This is a genomic window from Xanthomonas nasturtii, from assembly GCF_023337365.3.
GTDB classification, from domain to species: Bacteria; Pseudomonadota; Gammaproteobacteria; order Xanthomonadales; family Xanthomonadaceae; genus Xanthomonas; species Xanthomonas nasturtii.
Window position 1 is genome coordinate 254,587 of sequence record NZ_CP142084.2, and the last position, 19,228, is coordinate 273,814.

Sequence of the window (19,228 nt, forward strand, 5' to 3'; positions counted from 1 at the left end):
TTGATCGCGCCGATGAGCGATTCGAAACAGAAGATCGCCGTCCTCGGCGCCGGCTCCTGGGGCACTGCCCTGGCCGCGCTGCTGGCCAGACACGGTCACCCGACCGTGCTCTGGGGGCGCGATGCGGCGATGGTGGACACCATCGACCGCACGCATGAGAACGCGCGCTATCTGCCGGGCATTCCACTGCCCGACAGCCTGCGTGCCAGCACCGACCTGCCGGCAGCGGTTGCCGATGCCGCCTGGATCCTGGTGGTGGTGCCCTCGCATGCGTTCACCGAGACGATCCGGCTGATCGCACCGCTGCGCCCGTCGGGTGCCGGCGTTGCCTGGGCAACCAAAGGCTTCGAACCCGGTTCCGGGCGGTTCCTGCATGAAGTGGCGCGCGACATTCTCGGCCCCAGCGTTCCGCTGGCCGTGGTGACCGGGCCGTCCTTCGCCAAGGAAGTCACGCTCGGCCTGCCGACCGCCATCACCGTGCACGGCGACGATGCGGCGTTTGCGCAAGTGGTGGCAGACGCCATGCACGGGCCCACCTTTCGCGCCTACACCGGCGACGACATGGTGGGCGCCGAGCTGGGCGGCGCGATGAAGAACGTATTGGCGGTGGCCACCGGTGTGGCCGATGGCATGCAACTCGGTCTCAATGCACGCGCCGGCCTGATCACGCGTGGCTTGAACGAGATGCTGCGCCTGGCGGCGGTGATTGGCGCGCGTCCGGAAACCTTGATGGGCCTGGCTGGTCTGGGCGACCTGGTACTCACCTGTACCGGCGATCTGTCGCGCAACCGTCGCCTGGGCCTGGCGTTGGGGCGCGGGCAGAGCTTGAACGATGCGATCCGTGAGATCGGCCAGGTGGTCGAATCGGTGCAAACGGCCGATGAGGTCATGCGCCAGGCCGAGCACCACGGCATCGAGCTACCGATCTCCAACGCCGTGCGCGCGGTATTGCACGGCGAAATCACTCCGGAAGCAGGCCTGAAGGAATTGCTGGCACGCGAGCGCAAGCCCGAGTATCCGCAGACCTTGTTTACCTGACCACGCGGCAGCGCGTTGGCGCCTATGGCGAAGATGCATAACAAAACGCCCGGCAATGCCGGGCGTTTGTTTGCTGACTGTTGTGCGTACACATGCCGTTGCGGCGGATCTGCGGCAGGTATTCGTGCCTGCCAAACTCCATCCTGGGCAGATGCGACATGACGCATCTGCCGCACCGAACCGTCACCCGGTCGCCCAAAAGAAAGAAGCCCGGTCGTGGGACCGGGCTTCCGATGCAGCGCGGGAGAGAGTCGCGCTGCAGTCAAACGTGCGGCTTACCAGCTGAAGCGCGGGCCGACCGACCATTCCTTGTTGCCGTCGCCATCCATACGGATGTCGCCGTTGATGCCCCAGTTCTGGTTCAACTTCACCTGGGCGCCAAGGCGGCCGTAGAAGGTGTCATCGAGATCGATGCCGCGCTTCTCCGAAAAATCTTCGTAGCCAGCCAGGGCATAGACTTCAATATGCTCGCCGAAGGAGGTGCGCAGGCCGGTTTCAACGCTGAAGCCGTCGAAGTTGATGTTCGGGGTGTCCAGATCCAGCCGGCGATAGGACACGCGTGCCAGGAAGTCGGTGGCGGTTGCGATTTCGTGGTTGTAACCCGCACCGATGCCCCACTGCTGGAAGTCGGAATTAGTGCTCTGGAACACGCCGTTGTTGTCATCAGCGGTCTGCTTGCTGTAATCGCCGAACACGTGGAAGTTCGGAGCGACGGCGTAGGAGGCTTTCACGCCCCAACCGTCCGCGTCGCGGCCTTCGGTCGGAGTGCGCACGTAGTTGCCTTCGACGAAGTTGTAGGAGATGTTTTCAGCAGCGGAGGCCGCAAACGGCAGGGCTGCGAGGAGGCCGAGGGCCAGCAGTGAGTTCTTCATGATCGATACCTGTACTTATGGTTTGGGCCGGCGCTGAGGCGGATGCCGTTCGCTGCCGAGATGTAAATTCTCCGTTATTCGATGGAACGCGACATGAATTCTGGACTGACCGGTTGATGAATCATCGCGCCAGATTCAGCTGCGCTTTTGTGTGGCGCAGAGACGAGCGCATAGCGCACGTGCAAAGCGTGACGGCCTAGCGATTGCCCAGCAATGGTGCGAGGCACGTGCAGAAAGACAAAATAAAGAGCAGCATTTACAGCTTTTTCGCCCTCACAGCTGGCGCAAGCACATTGTACTGACACGACCGCTGGGAGCATTGCGCTCCTGTTGAACAGACCTGTGGAGCTGCATCGTGGCGAAGAAAAAGACAGTGGCGCGGTTTCTGGCCGAGACGCTGCAGAGCGCAGGGGTGGAGCGGATCTGGGGTGTGACCGGCGACAGCCTCAATGGCTTGACCGACGCCTTGCGCGAGATGCAAACCATTGAGTGGATGCATGTGCGTCACGAGGAAGTAGCTGCGTTCGCGGCGGGTGCCGAGGCAGCGGTGACCGGTCAGCTGGCGGTATGTGCAGGCAGTTGTGGGCCGGGCAATCTGCATCTGATCAACGGGCTGTTCGATTGTCATCGCAGCCGACAGCCCGTACTTGCGATCGCCGCGCACATTCCGTCCTCGGAGATCGGCCTGAATTATTTCCAGGAGACCCATCCGCAGGAACTGTTCCGCGAGTGCAGCCATTTCGTGGAGTTGGTGACCAACCCGGCGCAGTTGCCGGAAGTGCTGCATCGGGCCATGCGCTCGGCGATCCTGCAGCAAGGTGTGGCGGTGGTGGTGATCCCGGGTGATATCGCGTTGCTGGAGATGGGCAAGCAGGTGTCTACCGCCTGGCCGCCGCTGCGCCAGCCGCGCGTGCTGCCTGCCGCCGCGGATGTACAGCAGTTGGCCGAGTTGTTGCAGCAAAGCAAGGCGGTGACCTTGTTGTGCGGCAGTGGTTGCGCCGGCGCGCATGACGCGGTGGTAGCCCTGGCCGATACGCTGGGTGCGCCCATCGTGCATGCGCTGCGCGGCAAGGAACACGTGGAGTGGGAAAACCCGTTCGACGTCGGCATGACCGGCTTGATCGGTTTCAGTTCCGGCTATCACGCGATGCTCAATTGCGACACCTTGATCATGCTGGGCACGGATTTCCCGTACCGGCAGTTCTATCCGAAGGACGCGACCATCGTGCAGGTGGACCGCGACCCGAGCGCGCTTGGGCGGCGCACGCCATTGCAGCTGGGCATTGCGGCGGATGTGGGCGAAACCATCGCCGCGTTGCTGCCGCAGTTGCAGCGCCGCGAAGAACGTGGGTTCCTCGAAAAATCGCTTGCGCACTATCGCAAGGCGCGCGAAGGACTGGATGACCTGGCGGTGCCGGCAGACCCGGGCGAGCCGTTGCATCCGCAGTTCGTCACCCGGCTGATCAGCCAGATTGCCGACCAGGATGCGGTGTTCACCTGCGATGTCGGCACGCCGACGGTGTGGGCTGCACGCTACCTGCGCATGAACGGCAAGCGTCGCTTGCTGGGGTCGTTCAATCACGGCTCGATGGCCAACGCGATGCCGCAGGCGCTGGGTGCACAGGCGGCGTTTCCAGGGCGCCAGGTGATCTCGCTCTCCGGCGATGGCGGGTTCGCGATGCTGATGGGCGATTTCATTTCGCTGGCGCAGTTGAACCTGCCGGTGAAGATCGTGGTGTTCAACAATGCGTCGCTGGGATTCGTGGCGATGGAGATGAAGGCCGCCGGCTACCTGGATACCGGCACTGAATTGCGCAACCCGGACTTTGCCGCGATGAGCAATGCGATGGGCATCTTGGGCATTCGCGTGGATGAGTCATCGCAGCTGGAACGTGCATTGCGGCAAGCCTTTGCGCATTCCGGCCCGGCGTTGGTGGATGTGCGCATCGCCACGCAGGAACTGGCGGTGCCGCCGGCGATCAAGCTCGAACAGGCCAAGGGCATGGGCCTGTATTTGCTCAAGGCGGTGATGAGCGGGCGCGGCGATGAGGTGATCGAACTGGTCAAGACCAACCTGCGCTGACGCGGCGAGCTCTATCATCGGCCGACCTTCTTCGGATCGCCTGTCATGCCACGTTCGTTGCTGCGACAACTGCTGCTGATCTGGGTGGTGATCGTGGCCGCTTGCGTGGGCGTGACCACGATGTTGTATGGCCTGTACCGGCAGACCGAGGGCGTGCGGCTGGAACAGGCGCGCCAGCAGCTGACCGACCAGTGCACGCGCATCGTGCAGCGCTATGCCGGCGCAAGCGAAGCGGCGCGCAGTGGCGACAACGGTGCAGGGTTGGCGGCAGTGGTGGTGCAACTCGTGTTAACCGATGCGCCCGGGGTGGAAGGCGGCGTGTGGAATGTCGACAAGGGTTTCATTGCCTACGCCTATCCCACCTACGACGGCAGCGACCACAAGACCGATATCCCTGCGGCCGAGTGGACCAGCATCGTGGGGACCGCGCGGCAAAGTGCAGTGGGCAACACGCCGGTGCAGTTCCGTCGCGATGGCAGCCGCGAAGTGGTGTTGATCAGCGCCTGCCCGCTGGCCGCGGGAACTGCTGCATGGACCATGTCGCGGGTGCCGGCCAGCACTTCGGATGCGTGGCGGCCATTGGCCATCGGCATGCTGCTGATCTTTGCGATGGTGGTGGTGTCTGCGATTGCGTTGGGTGTGGTGGTGCGGCGTTGGAGCCAGCGCTTGCAGCGCATCCAGCAGGCGCTGGCCGCCGATACCGAAACGCCGCAGATCCCGGTGACCGGTGCGCCGGAGCTTGACCGCCTGGGCGCCGCGGTCACCGACTATGCGCAGCGCAATGCGCAGGCGCTTGCACAAACACGCAGGCTCGCAGAGGAGCTGTCGCGGCACGAGCGGCTTGCTGCACTCGGGCGCATGACGGCCACGGTCGCGCATGAAATCCGAAACCCCATCGCCACCATGCGGCTGGCGGTGGAAAACGAGATCGCGCGCCGCGATGCCACGCCGGACGATGCTGCGCATGGCGAGTTGATGCTGGGGCAGATTCGCCGGCTGGATGGGGTGGTCGAAAGCCTGCTCGGCATGGTGCAGCCGATCCGGCTGCAGCTGGAGACGGTGCTGGTGCAGGACTGGTTGGCGCGCGTGCTGGAGCCGGGCCTGCCAGCGCCGGGCCTGCCAGCGCCGCAGTTGAAGGTGCCGGACACGCCGCTGCAGTGGACCTTCGACCCGCAACAGCTTGAGCGCGCCGTGCATAACCTGCTGCGCAACGCGCTGCAGCACGCGGCCGCAGGTACACGCGTGCGGTTGGAGGCCACCGCCAGCGAACACTCGTTGCGCTTGCAGGTGTCCAATCGCGGCGAGGCGATTGCCGCGCCGATCGCCGCACAGCTGTTCGAGCCGTTCGTCAGCGGGCGCAGCGACGGCAATGGGCTTGGCCTGGCGCTGGTGCGCGAGATCGCGCGCGCGCACGGCGGCCAGGTGCACTACACGCATGCCGATGGCGTGACCCATTTCATTCTGGAGCTGCCATGGCGCGCATCCTGATCATCGATGACGACGCAGCGTTTCTGGCGACCTTGCAGGCGACCTTGCGCTCGCTCGGGCACACCGTGATTGCGGTCGATAACGGACCAGATGGCGTGGCGCGCTTGAACGAGGGCGGGCTGGAGCTGGCGTTCGTGGATTTCCGCATGCCCGGCATGGATGGCATCGAGGTGCTGCGCGCACGCCTGGACAATGCGCACGCGCGCAAGGTGCCGTTGGTGATGCTGACCGCGTATGCGTCCAGCGGCAACACCATCGAAGCGATGACGCTGGGGGCCTTCGATCACCTGGTCAAGCCGGTGGGGCGTGCCGATATCGTCGATGTGGTGGAGCGTGCGTTGGCGAGCCGCGCAGATGCGCCGTTTGCCGATGATGACAAGATGCCGGCGCCCGAAGACGACGATGCGCTGGTTGGCCAGAGCCCGGCCATGCGCATGGTGCATAAGCGTATCGGGCTGGCAGCCGGCGCGGAGTTGCCGGTGCTGATCACCGGCGAAACCGGTACCGGCAAGGAGCTGGCTGCACGTGCCTTGCATCGCGCCAGTGCGCGCGCGCAGGCGGCTTTTGTCGCGGTGAACTGCGCGGCGATTCCGCTGGAGTTGATGGAAAGCGAATTGTTCGGTCATCGCAAGGGCGCCTTTTCCGGTGCGACCAGCGACCGCATCGGTCTGATTCGCGAAGCCGACGGCGGCACCTTGTTTCTGGACGAAATCGGCGACATGCCGCTGCCGATGCAGGCAAAGCTGCTGCGCTTTCTACAGGAAGGCGAAGTGACGCCGCTCGGTGGGCGCGGCGCGCAGAAGGTGGATGTGCGCGTGCTGGCCGCCACCCATCGCGATCTGGCAGCGTGGGTGGCGGCCGGGCAATTCCGCAGCGATCTGCGCTACCGCTTGAATGTGGTGCCGATCGAGCTGCCGCCGCTGCGCGAGCGCGGGCAGGACATCGTGCTGCTGGCGCACTACTTTTTGCGTGGTGGCCATGGCAGCGCGCGTGCACTGTCGCCGGCGGCGCAGGCACGCCTGTTGGCGCATCCGTGGCCAGGCAACGTGCGCGAGTTGCGCAACGTCATGCAACGCAGCCAGCTGCTGGTGCGCGGCCACCGGATCGAGGCCGAGGATCTGGACGAAGCACTCGGCGAGACGGCCACCCGGCACGCCGCACCAGTGCCCAGCGATGTCAGCCTGCCCGAGGCCGTGGCGCGCCTGGAGAAACAGATGATCCAGGCCGCGCTGGCGCACAGCGGCGGCAATCGCGCCGAAGCGGCGCGCAGGCTCGGCATTCACCGGCAGTTGCTGTATCGCAAGCTCGATGAGCATGGGTTGCAGTAACGGCCGGGCGCTGCATGCGGCGCGTGGCGTCGCGCTTGGTCATCCCTGCTGCCTGGCCGCTGAGGAGTGAGGTCATCCAGATGCGGCGTCGTGGCGCTGCGCAATGCGTCCAGATCACGACACCGATGGGTAGTGCGGCCCACATGTGTCTTCAAAGCGGACAACCTGTCTGGAATGCAGACGCCTATGTGCCGTTCCAGCAACACAAACCCCTTGAAACCAAAGGATTTCGACGTTGGCACAGTTACTGCTTTGTAGTTACCGCAAGCGGCGCTCCTGCCGCTCTGGAGAACACCTGATGATGCGTCAGACCGCACTTGCTTTTGCATTGGCCTGCAGCGTGGCAACGGCCGCCGCGCAGGTGCCTGCAGCACCCGCCGCAGCGATTGCACCGCCTCCGCCGGTCGGCGCCCCGCCACCGCCGCCAATGCCACCCGCACCGCCAGCGCCCGTGGCCGCCACGCCGGTGCAGGTAAACGGTACCGTCGAGCGTTTCATGCTCAATCCCAATGGCGAGGTCGATGGCCTGTGGCTGCGCGACGGCACCCAGGTGGCGTTTGCGCCGCATCTGTCCAGCGAGCTGCAGGCCGCCGTGCGCCGTGGCGATGCGGTGGCCGTGCAGGGCTATCGCCTGGGCAGCCTGCCGGTGCTGCGTGCCAGCAGCATCCGTTCCACCCGCGGCGGGCGCGAGGTGGTAGACCGTCCGCCCAGCGCTGCCCTGCCGCCCGCACCGCCGGCGCCTGCCGCGTTGACGCCCTTGCAGGCGGAGGGCCGCATCGAGCGGCTGGTGTATGGGCCGGGTGGCGAAACCAATGGTGCGCTGTTGAGCGATGGCACCGTGGTGCGCATGCCGCCGCATCTGGCATTGCAACTTGGCGACCTGTTGCGCACCGGCGCGCCATTGAGCGTGCGCGGCTTCGGTGTCGCCACCACCGCAGGGCGCGCGATCGAAGCCACCCAGGTGGGCCGCGACCGCGCCTCGCAACGGGCGTTGTTCAACCCGCCGCGTCCGGATGGCCCGCTGCCACCCGCACCGCCGGCACCGCCGGTGCCACCGGCTGCGCCGCCGCCGCGCTGATCCGCGCACTGCGTTGATCCAGCCACCGTCGCCTGCGCGTCGGTGGCGCTGACACCGAAGTTGTCTACGTGCCCTCACCGCGCCGCATGCGTGGTGCCGGGCGCGGATTGCCGGCATTGGCCGGTCCTTACCTTGTTGGAGTAACACCATGCATTGGGTCGACCCTGATTTCCTCCCCGCCACCCGCGGCACCCTGGCGCGTTTCCTGCTCAATCCCAAGGCCGATATCGATGGCCTGCTGCTTACCGATGGCACCGAAGTGCACACGCCGCCGCATCTGTCGGCTGCGCTGCTGAAGGCGCTCAAGCCCGGCAGCGCGCTCACCGTGCGCGGCCTCAAGCCGCGCGATGTGGACATGCTGGTGGCCCTGGCGATCGACCCGGAAGGCGGCAAGCGCATCCTCGATGAAGGCCCGCATGGGCCACATGCCAAGCCCAAGCCCAAGCCGCCAGGCAAACCGCCCAAGCCGGAAGTGGCCCAGCACAGCGGCACCATCACCCGGCTGCTGCACGGCCCGCACGGGCAGGTGCACGGGGTGCTGCTGGACGATGCGGTGACGGTGCGGTTTGCGCCGCATGCCGGTGCCGATTTCGCCAAACAGCTGGTGGTCGGCAAGCCACTGGTAGCCGAAGGCACTACCAAGGCCACCCCGCACGGCGTGCTGATCCATGCCCACGCCTTGGGCAGCAAGGCGGCGACGCTGAAGCAGATCGCGCATCCGCCGCACGGCTCCGCACACAAACCCAAGCCCAAGCCCAAGTATTAGGAGCCGGACATGCAGCCACCGCGTGCGGTTTAGATGGTTGCCCTCCGGTCTGTCACGCACGCCGGCCTGTGTGCCGGCGTTGCATCGCATGGCCGAGCACTGCCATGCCGATGACCAGGGCCAGGCCGCGCGGTACGCGCGCGCTGGAAGCACTGCACTTCAGCGTGGCCGATGTGCAGGACGGGCTGGGGCCGTTCCTCAGTGTGTTCCTGCAGTCGAAGGGCTGGTCGGTGGCGGCGATCGGCACGGTGATGAGTGTGGGCGGCATTGCCGGCATGCTCGCCACCACGCCAGCCGGCGCGCTGGTCGATGCCACCCGGCGCAAGCGCGCCGTGGTGGTGATCGGCTGCCTGGCGATCCTGCTTGCCACCGCGTTGATCTGGCTGCATCCCACCTCTTCCGGGGTGGTTGCCGCGCAGGTGGCCTCGGCACTCGCAGCGGCCGGCATCGCCCCGGCATTGACCGGTATCACCCTGGGGCTGGTGCACGCGCGCGGCTTCGACCATCAACTGGCGCGCAATCAGGTTGCCAACCATGCCGGCAACATGCTGGCGGCGGTGCTGGCCGGCTGGTTGGGGTGGCGCTACGGGTTTGCGGCGGTGTTCCTGCTCACCGCAGTTTTCGGCGTGCTGGCGCTGGTGGCCGTGCTGGCGATTCCGGCGGCGGCCATCGACCACCGCGCAGCGCGTGGTCTGGGAACCCGCGACGGTGGCGATGCGCTGCGTGGCTGGCGGGTGTTGCTGACCTGCCGCCCACTGGCGTTGCTGGCGGCCACGCTGGGGCTGTTCCATCTGGGCAATGCGGCGATGCTGCCGCTGTACGGCATGGCGATTGTGGCGGCGCATGCCGGCGACCCGAGTGCGCTGACCGCCACCACCATCGTGGTGGCACAGGCCACCATGATGGTGGTCGCATTGCTGGCGATGCGCTGGATCCGCGTGCACGGGCATTGGTGGGTGTTGCTGGTGGCCTTCATGGCCTTGCCATTGCGCGCGCTGGTGGCGGCATCGGTGATCCATGGCTGGGGCGTGTTTCCGGTACAGATCCTCGATGGGCTCGGCGCCGGCCTGCAAAGCGTGGTGGTGCCGGCGCTGGTTGCGCGGTTGTTGCAAGGCACCGGGCGCGTGAACGTCGGCCAGGGCGCGGTGATGACGGTGCAGGGCATCGGTGCAGCGCTGAGCCCGGCGCTTGGCGGCTGGCTGGCGCATGCCTTCGGCTATCGCATCGCGTTTCTGACGTTAGGTGCGATCGCGCTGCTGGCGGTGGCCTTATGGGCTGGCTGTCGCGGCATGTTGCAGGCCACTGGCGATGTGCAGGCTGCGCGGTGATCGACGCGCTGTCGCGTGTCGCTGCGTTCGGCAATGGCTAGTTGCCGCCAGCGAAGTTCCACTGCCGCCAGGCTTCGAACACCATCACGGCAACCGTGTTGGACAGATTGAGGCTGCGGTTGTCCGGGCGCATCGGCAAACGTAGCCGGTGCTGCGGCGGGATCGATTCCAGCACCTCGGCCGGCAGGCCGCGGGTTTCCGGGCCGAACAAGAACGCGTCGCCATCGGCGAATTGCGGTGTGTCGTAGCGCACCGTGCTGCGGGTGCTCAGTGCAAACACGCGCTTGGGCGCGATCGCGGCCAGTGCGCTTGGCAGGTCGGCGTGCACCTGTAGCGGTGCGTATTCGTGATAGTCCAGGCCGGCGCGCTTGAGCTGCTTGTCGCTGAGGTCGAAGCCGAGCGGCTCGATCAGGTGCAGACGCGCGCCGGTGTTGGCGCACAAGCGAATCACATTGCCCGTATTGGGCGGAATTTCGGGCTGAAACAGGATGACATCGAGGACGGGGGCTGACATGCGCGCAAGTGTAGCTGCGCGCGTGCTTAAAGGCTGATGGCGGCGTTGACCAGCGCTTCCAGCTCGACCGGCGAGGGCTGCATCTGCGGTGCCGGCAGGTTGACGATGACCTGGCCCATCAGCGCACCGATCGCGGTGGCGGCCTGGCCAGTGGCGGTCTGCGTGCTGGCGGCGGAGTTGCGCACCACCCGATCGGCGCGCTGTTCGGCCGAAGGACGCACCTGCACCGCAGCCAGGGTGACGATGCGCGGGCCAGCCTGTTCGGCAGCCAGCGCAGCCAGCTGCTCGGCCGACGGGCGTACCTGTACGGCGCTCAGGGTGCGGATGTCGCCGCTGCGCTCCAGCGTTTGCTGGGCGATCTGATCGGCGGCCGGGCGGACCTGGACGGTGTCCAGGGTGGTCAGGCTGGCGGCCTGGGCACATCCGGCCAGGCTGGCGCCAGCAAACAGGGCGGCGGAGAGGGCGATGCGCAGGGTCTGGGTCTTCATGGCGAGGTCTCTTGGTGTTGTTAGTCAGTGGTGTGGTAGTAATGTAGTACACCATTTCGGTATACACAAGAACTTTCGCTGCATTGTTTTTTCATTCAGCTGGAGGTCAGCTTCGAGTGCGAGCGGTGTTGCGAGAGATATCAGAGCAAACCGCGTGCAACCGCAGGCCATTGTTTTAAATAGGTTTTTGTGCGGGCGGCAGTGTCCGTGTCCGACACCCGGACGGATCGCAGGACGGTGGACACGGCGCCAGGCCTGTCATCGCAGCTGGAACGCTGGCGATTCAGCGCGCTGAATGGGGCAGGTGCAGGCGCCGGTACGCGCCTGATGGCCGGCAGGCAACTGCGGCACAATCCCGGCCTTGTCCCTTAGGTGTGATGACTCATGCGCGTGCTGATGCTGTCTGTTCTGGTTGCCACCACCACCGCGGCCTGCACCTGGGTGCCGATCGAACAAAGCGGCAAAAGCGTGCAGGTCCTGCCCAAAGGCCCTGTGCCAGCTGGGTGTCAGCAGCAGGGTGAAGTGGTGGTGACGGTCAAGAGCAAGGTCGGTTTCTACAACCGCAACCCGCTGCGCGTGCAGGAAGAGCTGGAAACGCTGGCGCGCAACGAGGCGCCGGGTGCCAATGCCAATGCGGTGCAGGCGCAGGGTGAGCCGGCCGATGGCAGCCAGCGTTTCAACGCGTTTCGCTGCCCGCCGCGCTGAACCGTTGGGCTGGGACAGAGGCTGTTCAATTGTAAAGATGCGGTAAAACCGGCCAGCAGCTAGACTGACGCCCCCTCGCCTGACGCCATGGCGCTATTTCGATGCTCTTCCAGAATGTCTCCATCGCGGGACTGGCGCACATTGATGCGCCGCACACGCTGACTTCCAAGGAAATCAACGAGCGCCTGCAACCGACCTACGACCGCCTCGGGATCAAGACCGACGTGTTGGGCGACGTTGCCGGTATCCATGCACGGCGCCTGTGGGACCAGGATGTCCAGGCATCGGACGCCGCCACGCTGGCCGCACGCAAGGCCCTGATCGACGCCGGCATCGGCATCGAAAAGATCGGCCTGCTGGTCAACACCTCGGTGAGCCGCGACTACCTGGAGCCGTCCACGGCCTCCATCGTGTCCGGCAATCTGGGCGTCGGCGACCACTGCGTGACCTTCGACGTGGCCAACGCCTGCCTTGCCTTCATCAACGGCATGGATATCGCCGCGCGCATGCTCGAGCGCGGCGAGATCGACTACGCGCTGGTCGTGGATGGCGAGACCGCCAACCTGGTGTACGAGAAGACCCTCGAGCGTATGACCTCGCCGGACGTCACCGAGGAAGAGTTCCGCAACGAACTCGCCGCGTTGACCCTGGGCTGCGGTGCTGCGGCCATGGTGATGGCGCGCACCGAGCTGGTGCCCGACGCGCCGCGCTACAAGGGCGGCGTGACCCGCTCGGCCACCGAGTGGAACAAGCTGTGCCGGGGCAACCTGGACCGCATGGTCACCGACACCCGGTTGCTGCTGATCGAAGGCATCAAGCTGGCGCAGAAGACCTTCGTGGCCGCGCGTCAGGTGCTGGGCTGGGCGGTGGACGAACTGGACCAGTTCGTCATCCACCAGGTCAGCCGCCCGCACACCGCCGCGTTCGTGAAGTCGTTCGGCATCGACCCGTCCAAGGTCATGACCATCTTCGGCGAGCACGGCAACATCGGCCCGGCCTCGGTGCCGATCGTGCTGAGCAAGCTGAAGGAGCTTGGCCGCCTGAAGAAGGGCGACCGGATCGCGCTGCTGGGCATCGGCTCGGGCTTGAACTGCTCGATGGCGGAAGTGGTTTGGTGAGTTGCACCTAGTGACGTGTTAAAAAAAATAGATTTTTAGTACACGTTCCATCATCATGTTCGTTCTAAGAACATGAGTGAGGCAGGCATGGAAAGCGTGTCGAAGTTCATCGCTGAGCTCCCCTACAACGATCTCCCGCTGCTTCCACCAGCGGGAGATATCGAAACGCGGAGTCTGCTCAAGGCTTGCATCAATGCGCGAACTGCACTGGCCGAACTGAAACAGGCAACAGCGTTGCTGCCAAATCCTACGGTGCTGATCAATACAATTCCGATGCTTGAGGCTCAGGCCAGTTCTGAGATCGAGAACATCGTGACGACGACGGACGAACTGTTCCGCTACGCCGAAGATCAGGACAAGGCACAAAAGCCTGCCACTAAGGAAGCGTTGCGTTACCGCAGTGCGCTCTACGAAGGATTTCAGTCGCTACAGCAGCGGCCTTTGTGTACGGACACCTCTGTTGTCGTCTGCAGCCGTATCAAGGCGGTGCAAATGCAGATCCGTCGCGTGCCCGGGACTGCTCTGGCCAACGACCAAACCCAGCAGGTCATCTACACGCCGCCGGTTGGCGAGACGCTGCTGCGCGATAAACTGGCCAACTGGGAACGCTTCATCCATGACAACACCGACGTCGATCCATTGATTCGTATGGCTGTCGCGCACTATCAGTTTGAAGCGATCCACCCGTTTACCGACGGCAACGGACGTACGGGGCGGGTGCTGAATCTGCTGATGCTGATCGAGCAGGGCCTGCTCGATCTGCCAGTGCTCTATCTCTCCCGTTACATCATCCGCCACCGCAGTGACTATTATCGCCTGCTACTGGATGTGACGAGGCATGGGCATTGGGCCGAATGGATTCACTACATGCTGGCTGCGGTTGCCGAAACCGCTGCATGGACGACGGCGAAGATCCAGGCGATTCGAGGACTGGAGGCGCAGGCCCGCGACTACATTCGTGACCACGCTCCCAAGGCATATAGCCGGGAGTTGGTGGACGTGATTTTCAACCAGCCTTATTGCCGTATCCAGAATGTCGTCGACATGGTGGGGGTCACGCGCCAGACCGCCGCACGGCATCTCAAAGAGCTTGCGGATATTGGCGTGCTGCACGACCAGCGCCAGGGCAAGGAGAAGCTATTTCTACACCCGGCGTTCCTGCGCTTGCTGTCCAATGACGACAACCAGTTACCCGCCTACCGCATGCCTGCGAGGAACGTGGAACCGAACACATGACCAAAAAATACGACCATCTCGACCGTCAAACCTTGATCGGTCTACTGCAACGGCGCGATGCCGAGCGGCAGCTGGGTTTGGTATGGGAGCGCGACGAGATTGAGGCCGACCAGGCACTCAACGACGAATTTGTCGCGTTGTCGTTGGACGCTGGTTTGAGCCATGGCGAGGCGCCGTGGGACAACCTGATCATCGAAGGCGACAATTACGACGCGCTGCGTGCACTTCGCATGACTCACAAAGGCGCGATCCGCTGCATTTATATTGACCCGCCTTACAACACAGGTAATAAGGACTTCGTTTACAACGACCGTTTCGTCGATAAGAGTCACCGGTTCCGCCACTCGCTTTGGCTGGAGTTCATGTATCGGCGCCTGCAGCTGGCGAAAGAGTTGCTGGCTGACGATGGGGTTATTTTTGTCAGCATAGATGATAACGAGATTTTCCGGCTTGGGATGTTGATGGATCGTATTTTTGGGGAGGATAGGAAGCTCGCCTGCTTGACTTGGCAGACCAATGGAAATTTTGATAACCAAGCTAAGATAAAGATAGCGCATGAATATGTGCTGGCTTATGTCAAAGACCCTGAGAATTTTCCGATGCCAGCTGTGGTTGATCCCAATGTTCCAGATACGAGCAAGCTTTTTCGCTCTGAAATAAGAAACACTATTGTCAAAAATGGGCCCAAGAATCCAGTCTCGGAAATTTTTCTTCCTGTGGGGTTTCCGGCCTCTTTTAATGAGGGCGTAGTACATAAGCGAAATGACGAGCGCTGGCCGAAGATCGAGAGGGATATTTGCGTAGTTAACGGTTGCCTAGAATCAGGTGTTGTTGTCAGGAGTGGTTGGGCAAATAAGGAACTCTGCCAAAAATTCATTGCCGGTGGATTCGAGAACATCAAAGATAGTAAGGGCCAAGATACGCGTTTTGAACTAACGCCTACAGGAGCGATTGAGAACATCAAGGTGCGCAGTGCTTCACACGTAATTTCGGTTTTACGGAACATGGGAAGTACTCAGGCGGATAGCTCTTTGCTTGCAGATATGGATATACAGTTCACATACCCAAAGCCCGTTAATTTGATCCAGTACCTTATTTCAATAACCAGCGATGAAGAAGCTACTGTGCTGGACTTCTTCGCTGGATCAGGTACCACGGCCCATGCAGTTGCGAAACTTAACTCGGAAGATGGCGGCAGCCGTAAGTTCATCCTGGTGAGTAGCGCCGAAGCCACTGAAGAGACGCCCGATAAGAACCTCTGCCGTGATGTTTGCGCCGAGCGCGTACGCCGTGTTCTGGGTGGCTACACCAATACCAAAGGTCAACCAGTTGAGGGTCTGGGTGGCGGCTTCGCCTACTTGCGTACCCGCCGTATCCCGAAGCATCGGTTGGCGCTGAAGTTGGACCATGCGGAGGTGTGGCATGCGCTGCAGCTATTGCACAGCCGGCCATTGTCGCCCTGGTCTGGCGGCGGTTTTGCCAGTGATGGCGAACTGGCCTATTTGGCGGATTTCCAGGCCGCACATTTAGAGCAGTTACGGGAGTGGCTGCGGATCCGCACAGCGGCAGTCGCTGTCGTCTATACCTGGTCGACGGAACGGCTGAAGGGATTGCTGGGAGAGGCAGCGGCCGACTTGGCTCTGCTGCCTTTGCCGCACCACCTGCGCGCACGCTTCGGACGTTGATATGCCCATGCCATTGAAAGAGTTTCAGAACGTTATCTGCGACGGCATCGTCGCCCAGTTTGGTGAAGTGCGTGCGCTATATCGACAGATTGCCGCCGCAGCGCCCGAACGCATTGACGAGGCGCGTCGCAAGGACGCTGTCATCGTCTTGCAGGCGCCGACTGGCTCTGGCAAGACGCGTATTGCGATCGAGGTGATGTGCCGCGTGTCGGTTGAGGAACGGGTGTTGTGGTTCTGGTTCGCGCCCTTCACCGGGCTGGTCGAGCAATCGCGCAAAGTCCTGACTCATCAAGCGCCAGAGCTGGCAATGCTGGATCTGGATGCGGACCGGCAGCTGGATGCCGTGCGCGGCGGCGGCGTGTTCGTGGTCACATGGGCGTCGTTGGCGGCACGCAAGGCCGAGAGTCGGCGCGCGCGCCAGCGCGGCGATGCCGGCATGGCGATCGATGACGTGATCGCAATAGCGCGCGAGCAAGGCCTGCGTATCGGCTGCGTGGTGGACGAGGCGCATCACGGATTTCAGCGTGACACCCAGGCACGGGCATTCTTCTGCGATGTGCTTAAGCCCGATTACGCACTGCTGATGACCGCCACGCCGCGCGACGCTGATATGAAGGCCTTCGAACGTGCGACAGGCTATTTCGTCGGAGAGCCGGCGGACTGGGCCTCGGTTAGCCGTGCCGACGCAGTTGATGCCGGCCTGCTCAAGCGCGGCGTGCGGATGGTGCGTTTTATCGCCCGCGATGGCGATACCGCGCAGTTGGTGGATTTCGAACATCTCGCATTGCGCGAGTGCACACAGATGCATCGGACCATTCGCAAGAACTTGGCAGATGCGGATATTGCACTGACGCCATTGATGCTGGTGCAGGTGCCGGATGGCAAGGTTGCGCAGGAGGCGGCACGGACATATCTGGTGGAGCAGCTGGGATTCGATGCGACCGCAGTGCGTGTACATACCGCCGCCGAACCTGATCCGGATCTACTGTCGTTGGCGCAAGATCCCACAGTGGAAGTGCTGATCTTCAAGATGGCTGTGGCACTAGGGTTCGATGCGCCACGTGCGTTCACCCTGGCGGCATTGCGCGGTGCGCGCGACCCGAGCTTCGGGGTGCAAGTGATCGGCCGCATCATGCGCCGCCATGCGCTGCTACAGTCGCAGACGGATGTGATGCCCGTTCTGGATCACGGATATGTATTTCTTGCCAATTCCGAGTCACAAGAAGGTTTGCTGCTAGCCGGCGCCCAGATCAACACACTCACAACGCAAGCGCCCGAACTGGGGACGCAGACGGTTGTCACCATGATCGGCGATGGTGCCTCGCTGCAGGTCGTGCGCAGCGGAGAGCCTCTGAGCCTGCTGGTATCGCGCGCAGGGGTGCACGTGTTGGACGCCGAAGCCGAGAGAGATGCTGTCTCCTCTGCGGGCACTACGAGTGAGGTGGCTGATGTGCTGGTGGGGACCCCGTTCGCTGGGATGGCGAATGCGACCCAAGCCGCGCTGGAAATGTTTGGGGGCGAGGGTGCTTGGCCTGATCGGGCCACAAGTGTCGCTGGTGCATTTGTGTTGGCTCGGGAGAGCGTGTATCGGTATTCGCGTCGTCCTGATGCTCCGGAGCGCTTGCGTGGAGAACAGCTACCGCCGGTGTCAGCTGATTTCGAGGCAGGCCTGGCTGCGCACGTCGATTTCTCACCGGAATTGCTGGCCGATCGCCTACGTGGGAAGGTGCAGATCCAGCGATTGGACACAGACCTGTTTGCTGGTAATCGGGTCGCAGAAGATGGAAGCGACCTTTGGGCCAATCTTTCGCCGCAAGCTGTCGCCGAAAAAGCCGAACAGATCCGATTGCGGCTCGTAGAAGCCAACGACCGCGAGCTATACCGCAGACTATTGGAGCGTTTCGTTCGCGCGATCGAAGCGTCAGGCGCGGAAGTGCCTGAAGACGAAGAACTGCAAATGCGCCAGTTGGACCTCTTGCTGGTTAGACGCCCACGTTTGCTGCGAGATGCATTCAAAAGCCTGCGTCAGGGCCAAGTGCTTGATGTCGATGTGCTACTGCCGGCCGAGTTACTCAGCGATCAACCACTGCGCTCCGCCAATCGCGGGCTTTATGGCGTCTTTCCCCCTGGTTTGAACCAGGATGAGCTAGCCATTGCGGAGCGCTTGGATGCCAGTACCCAAGTGAGGTGGTGGCATCGCAATCAACCCAAATCAGGCATCGGTCTCTATCGATGGGATGAGGGGGACGGCTTCTACCCTGATTTCGTGGTGTCTGTCGCAGAACGCTCTGCTCCAGGTATCGCGCTGCTGGAGTTGAAGGGCGACCACTTGTGGGGCAAGCCCAGTGAAGTGGACAAGAGTGCGGCAATCCATCGCGAGTATGGTGCCGTTTTCATGGTCGGCCGTAAGCGCGGCGAGCGTGATTTCTTCTATCTGCGCGAGTTGGGTGGACGCCTGCAACGCGCGGGCTCCTTTGATTTGGATCGGATGCGATTTACATGAAATACCCCGGCTATCCCTTCACTCCCAAGCGCCTTGAGGTGCGTCCCGGCATTGCGATGTCGTATCTGGACGAAGGTCCGCGCGATGGAGAAGTCGTCGTGATGCTGCACGGCAATCCGTCGTGGAGTTATCTGTGGCGGCACCTGGTGAGCGGGCTGTCCGATCGCTACCGCTGCATCGTGCCCGACCACATCGGCATGGGTTTGTCCGACAAGCCGGACGATGCGCCTGATGCGCAGCCGCGTTACGCGTACACGCTGCAGTCGCGCGTGGACGATCTGGACACGCTGTTGCGGCATTTGGGTATCAGCGGGCCGGTCACGCTGGCGGTGCACGATTGGGGCGGCATGATCGGCTTTGGCTGGGCGTTGTCGCATCACGCGCAGGTCAGGCGGCTGGTGATCACCAACACCGCCGCATTCCCGTTGCCGCCGGAAAAGCCGATGCCGTGGCAGATCGCGATGGGCCGGCATTGGCGGCCGGGCGAGTGGTTTATCCGCACCTTCAATGCGTTTTCGTCCGGCGCTTCGTGGTTTGGCGTATCGCGGCGGATGCCGGCCGATGTGCGTCGCGCCTACGTGGCGCCGTACAACACCTGGCGCAATCGCATCTCCACCATCCGCTTCATGCAGGACATCCCGCTGTCGCCGGCCGACAAGGGCTGGTCGTTACTGGAGCGCTCGGCGCAGGCGTTGCCCGCGTTCGCCGATCGCCCGGCCTTCATCGCCTGGGGCTTGCGCGATATCTGCTTCGACAAGCACTTCCTGGCCGGCTTTCGCAAGGCGCTGCCGAATGCCGAAGTCACCGCGTTCGAGGATGCCAATCACTACGTGCTGGAAGACAAGCACGAGGTGCTGGTGCCGGCGATCCGTACGTTTCTGGAGCGCAATCCGCTGATGTAACGCGCTACCGCCGGCATTAGATCGCACGTGCTCGCCAGCTGCGAGCCGTGCCAAGCAGATGCGGGCCGTGCAAGGCGACGCAGCGGAGCGGTCGTG

At 63.3% G+C, this 19,228-nt stretch carries 16 protein-coding genes; 13 read left to right on the forward strand and 3 right to left on the reverse strand.

The genetic code is table 11. From position 1 onward, the window contains the following. The first annotated feature begins 12 nt into the window (after positions 1–12). Positions 13–1,038 (forward strand): NAD(P)H-dependent glycerol-3-phosphate dehydrogenase, encoded by a 1,026-nt coding sequence (locus M3O59_RS01065; protein WP_116905181.1) that lies wholly within the window; start codon positions 13–15, stop codon positions 1,036–1,038. A gap of 275 nt (positions 1,039–1,313) precedes the next feature. Here the strand turns inward: M3O59_RS01065 and M3O59_RS01070 are convergent, their stop codons facing one another. Beyond that, complete coding sequence (locus M3O59_RS01070) at positions 1,314–1,910, reverse strand: OmpO family porin (protein WP_064630436.1); 597 nt, start codon at positions 1,908–1,910, stop codon at positions 1,314–1,316. A gap of 373 nt (positions 1,911–2,283) precedes the next feature. On the opposite strand from M3O59_RS01070, the gene poxB reads away from it, so the two are divergent. From poxB to M3O59_RS01100, 6 genes are all read left to right on the forward strand, one after another. Next, a complete protein-coding gene (gene poxB / locus M3O59_RS01075) occupies positions 2,284–3,993 on the forward strand; it encodes a ubiquinone-dependent pyruvate dehydrogenase (RefSeq protein WP_181920463.1) in 1,710 nt (569 codons plus the stop codon). A 45-nt stretch (positions 3,994–4,038) separates the two neighbouring features. Then, positions 4,039–5,481, forward strand: coding sequence for a sensor histidine kinase (locus M3O59_RS01080; protein ID WP_116905162.1), 1,443 nt, complete (start codon positions 4,039–4,041; stop codon positions 5,479–5,481). Beyond that, on the forward strand, positions 5,466–6,809 hold the full coding sequence (locus M3O59_RS01085) for a sigma-54-dependent transcriptional regulator (RefSeq protein WP_116905161.1): 1,344 nt from the start codon (positions 5,466–5,468) through the stop codon (positions 6,807–6,809). Before M3O59_RS01080 ends, M3O59_RS01085 begins: the two co-directional genes overlap by 16 nt. A 298-nt stretch (positions 6,810–7,107) precedes the next feature. Continuing rightward, entirely contained in the window at positions 7,108–7,887 is a 780-nt protein-coding gene (locus M3O59_RS01090) for a hypothetical protein (protein WP_064630428.1), read from the forward strand. Between the two features lie 148 nt (positions 7,888–8,035). Continuing rightward, positions 8,036–8,653 carry a hypothetical protein gene (locus tag M3O59_RS01095; RefSeq protein WP_116905160.1) on the forward strand — a complete coding sequence of 206 codons (618 nt, stop codon included), beginning with the start codon at positions 8,036–8,038 and terminating at the stop codon, positions 8,651–8,653. A gap of 104 nt (positions 8,654–8,757) precedes the next feature. Then, positions 8,758–9,981: an MFS transporter gene (locus tag M3O59_RS01100; protein WP_116905159.1), complete on the forward strand. Its 1,224-nt coding sequence runs from the start codon at positions 8,758–8,760 to the stop codon at positions 9,979–9,981. A gap of 37 nt (positions 9,982–10,018) precedes the next feature. Here M3O59_RS01100 and M3O59_RS01105 read toward each other — a convergent pair whose 3' ends face one another. Together M3O59_RS01105 and M3O59_RS01110 are read right to left on the reverse strand one after the other, a co-directional pair. After that, positions 10,019–10,495 carry a tRNA (cytidine(34)-2'-O)-methyltransferase gene (locus M3O59_RS01105; RefSeq protein WP_116905158.1) on the reverse strand — a complete coding sequence of 159 codons (477 nt, stop codon included), beginning with the start codon at positions 10,493–10,495 and terminating at the stop codon, positions 10,019–10,021. A 26-nt stretch (positions 10,496–10,521) separates the two neighbouring features. Next, entirely contained in the window at positions 10,522–10,983 is a 462-nt protein-coding gene (locus M3O59_RS01110) for an XAC0231 family protein (protein WP_116905157.1), read from the reverse strand. 384 nt (positions 10,984–11,367) lie between these two features. Between M3O59_RS01110 and M3O59_RS01115 the strand changes: the two genes are divergently transcribed. The 6 genes from M3O59_RS01115 to M3O59_RS01140 all read left to right on the forward strand — a co-directional run bounded on the left by M3O59_RS01115 (position 11,368) and on the right by M3O59_RS01140 (position 19,132). Then, positions 11,368–11,688, forward strand: coding sequence for a DUF4156 domain-containing protein (locus M3O59_RS01115; RefSeq protein ID WP_116905156.1), 321 nt, complete (start codon positions 11,368–11,370; stop codon positions 11,686–11,688). A 101-nt stretch (positions 11,689–11,789) separates the two neighbouring features. Further along, entirely contained in the window at positions 11,790–12,806 is a 1,017-nt protein-coding gene (locus M3O59_RS01120; protein WP_064630417.1) for a 3-oxoacyl-ACP synthase III, read from the forward strand. 72 nt (positions 12,807–12,878) lie between these two features. Continuing rightward, positions 12,879–14,042, forward strand: coding sequence for a protein adenylyltransferase Fic (gene fic, locus M3O59_RS01125; protein ID WP_116905155.1), 1,164 nt, complete (start codon positions 12,879–12,881; stop codon positions 14,040–14,042). Beyond that, positions 14,039–15,727 carry a site-specific DNA-methyltransferase gene (locus M3O59_RS01130; protein ID WP_116905154.1) on the forward strand — a complete coding sequence of 563 codons (1,689 nt, stop codon included), beginning with the start codon at positions 14,039–14,041 and terminating at the stop codon, positions 15,725–15,727. Before fic ends, M3O59_RS01130 begins: the two co-directional genes overlap by 4 nt. Positions 15,728–15,734: 7 nt before the next feature. Then, on the forward strand, positions 15,735–18,230 hold the full coding sequence (locus tag M3O59_RS01135) for a DEAD/DEAH box helicase (RefSeq protein ID WP_181920460.1): 2,496 nt from the start codon (positions 15,735–15,737) through the stop codon (positions 18,228–18,230). Then, positions 18,227–19,132 carry an alpha/beta fold hydrolase gene (locus tag M3O59_RS01140; RefSeq protein ID WP_116905152.1) on the forward strand — a complete coding sequence of 302 codons (906 nt, stop codon included), beginning with the start codon at positions 18,227–18,229 and terminating at the stop codon, positions 19,130–19,132. Before M3O59_RS01135 ends, M3O59_RS01140 begins: the two co-directional genes overlap by 4 nt. Positions 19,133–19,228 lie beyond the last annotated feature (96 nt).

What these genes read in the sequence shown, in the direction of transcription:
- M3O59_RS01130 (WP_116905154.1), top strand. Translation starts at nt 14,039, where the DNA reads ATGACCAAAAAATACGACCATCTCGACCGTCAAACCTTGATCGGTCTA.
- M3O59_RS01070 (WP_064630436.1), bottom strand. Translation starts at nt 1,910, where the DNA reads ATGAAGAACTCACTGCTGGCCCTCGGCCTCCTCGCAGCCCTGCCGTTT.
- M3O59_RS01140 (WP_116905152.1), top strand. Translation starts at nt 18,227, where the DNA reads ATGAAATACCCCGGCTATCCCTTCACTCCCAAGCGCCTTGAGGTGCGT.
- M3O59_RS01080 (WP_116905162.1), top strand. Translation starts at nt 4,039, where the DNA reads ATGCCACGTTCGTTGCTGCGACAACTGCTGCTGATCTGGGTGGTGATC.
- M3O59_RS01095 (WP_116905160.1), top strand. Translation starts at nt 8,036, where the DNA reads ATGCATTGGGTCGACCCTGATTTCCTCCCCGCCACCCGCGGCACCCTG.
- M3O59_RS01085 (WP_116905161.1), top strand. Translation starts at nt 5,466, where the DNA reads ATGGCGCGCATCCTGATCATCGATGACGACGCAGCGTTTCTGGCGACC.
- M3O59_RS01115 (WP_116905156.1), top strand. Translation starts at nt 11,368, where the DNA reads ATGCGCGTGCTGATGCTGTCTGTTCTGGTTGCCACCACCACCGCGGCC.
- M3O59_RS01065 (WP_116905181.1), top strand. Translation starts at nt 13, where the DNA reads ATGAGCGATTCGAAACAGAAGATCGCCGTCCTCGGCGCCGGCTCCTGG.
- M3O59_RS01105 (WP_116905158.1), bottom strand. Translation starts at nt 10,495, where the DNA reads ATGTCAGCCCCCGTCCTCGATGTCATCCTGTTTCAGCCCGAAATTCCG.
- fic (WP_116905155.1), top strand. Translation starts at nt 12,879, where the DNA reads ATGAGTGAGGCAGGCATGGAAAGCGTGTCGAAGTTCATCGCTGAGCTC.
- M3O59_RS01120 (WP_064630417.1), top strand. Translation starts at nt 11,790, where the DNA reads ATGCTCTTCCAGAATGTCTCCATCGCGGGACTGGCGCACATTGATGCG.
- M3O59_RS01110 (WP_116905157.1), bottom strand. Translation starts at nt 10,983, where the DNA reads ATGAAGACCCAGACCCTGCGCATCGCCCTCTCCGCCGCCCTGTTTGCT.
- M3O59_RS01135 (WP_181920460.1), top strand. Translation starts at nt 15,735, where the DNA reads ATGCCATTGAAAGAGTTTCAGAACGTTATCTGCGACGGCATCGTCGCC.
- M3O59_RS01100 (WP_116905159.1), top strand. Translation starts at nt 8,758, where the DNA reads ATGCCGATGACCAGGGCCAGGCCGCGCGGTACGCGCGCGCTGGAAGCA.
- M3O59_RS01090 (WP_064630428.1), top strand. Translation starts at nt 7,108, where the DNA reads ATGATGCGTCAGACCGCACTTGCTTTTGCATTGGCCTGCAGCGTGGCA.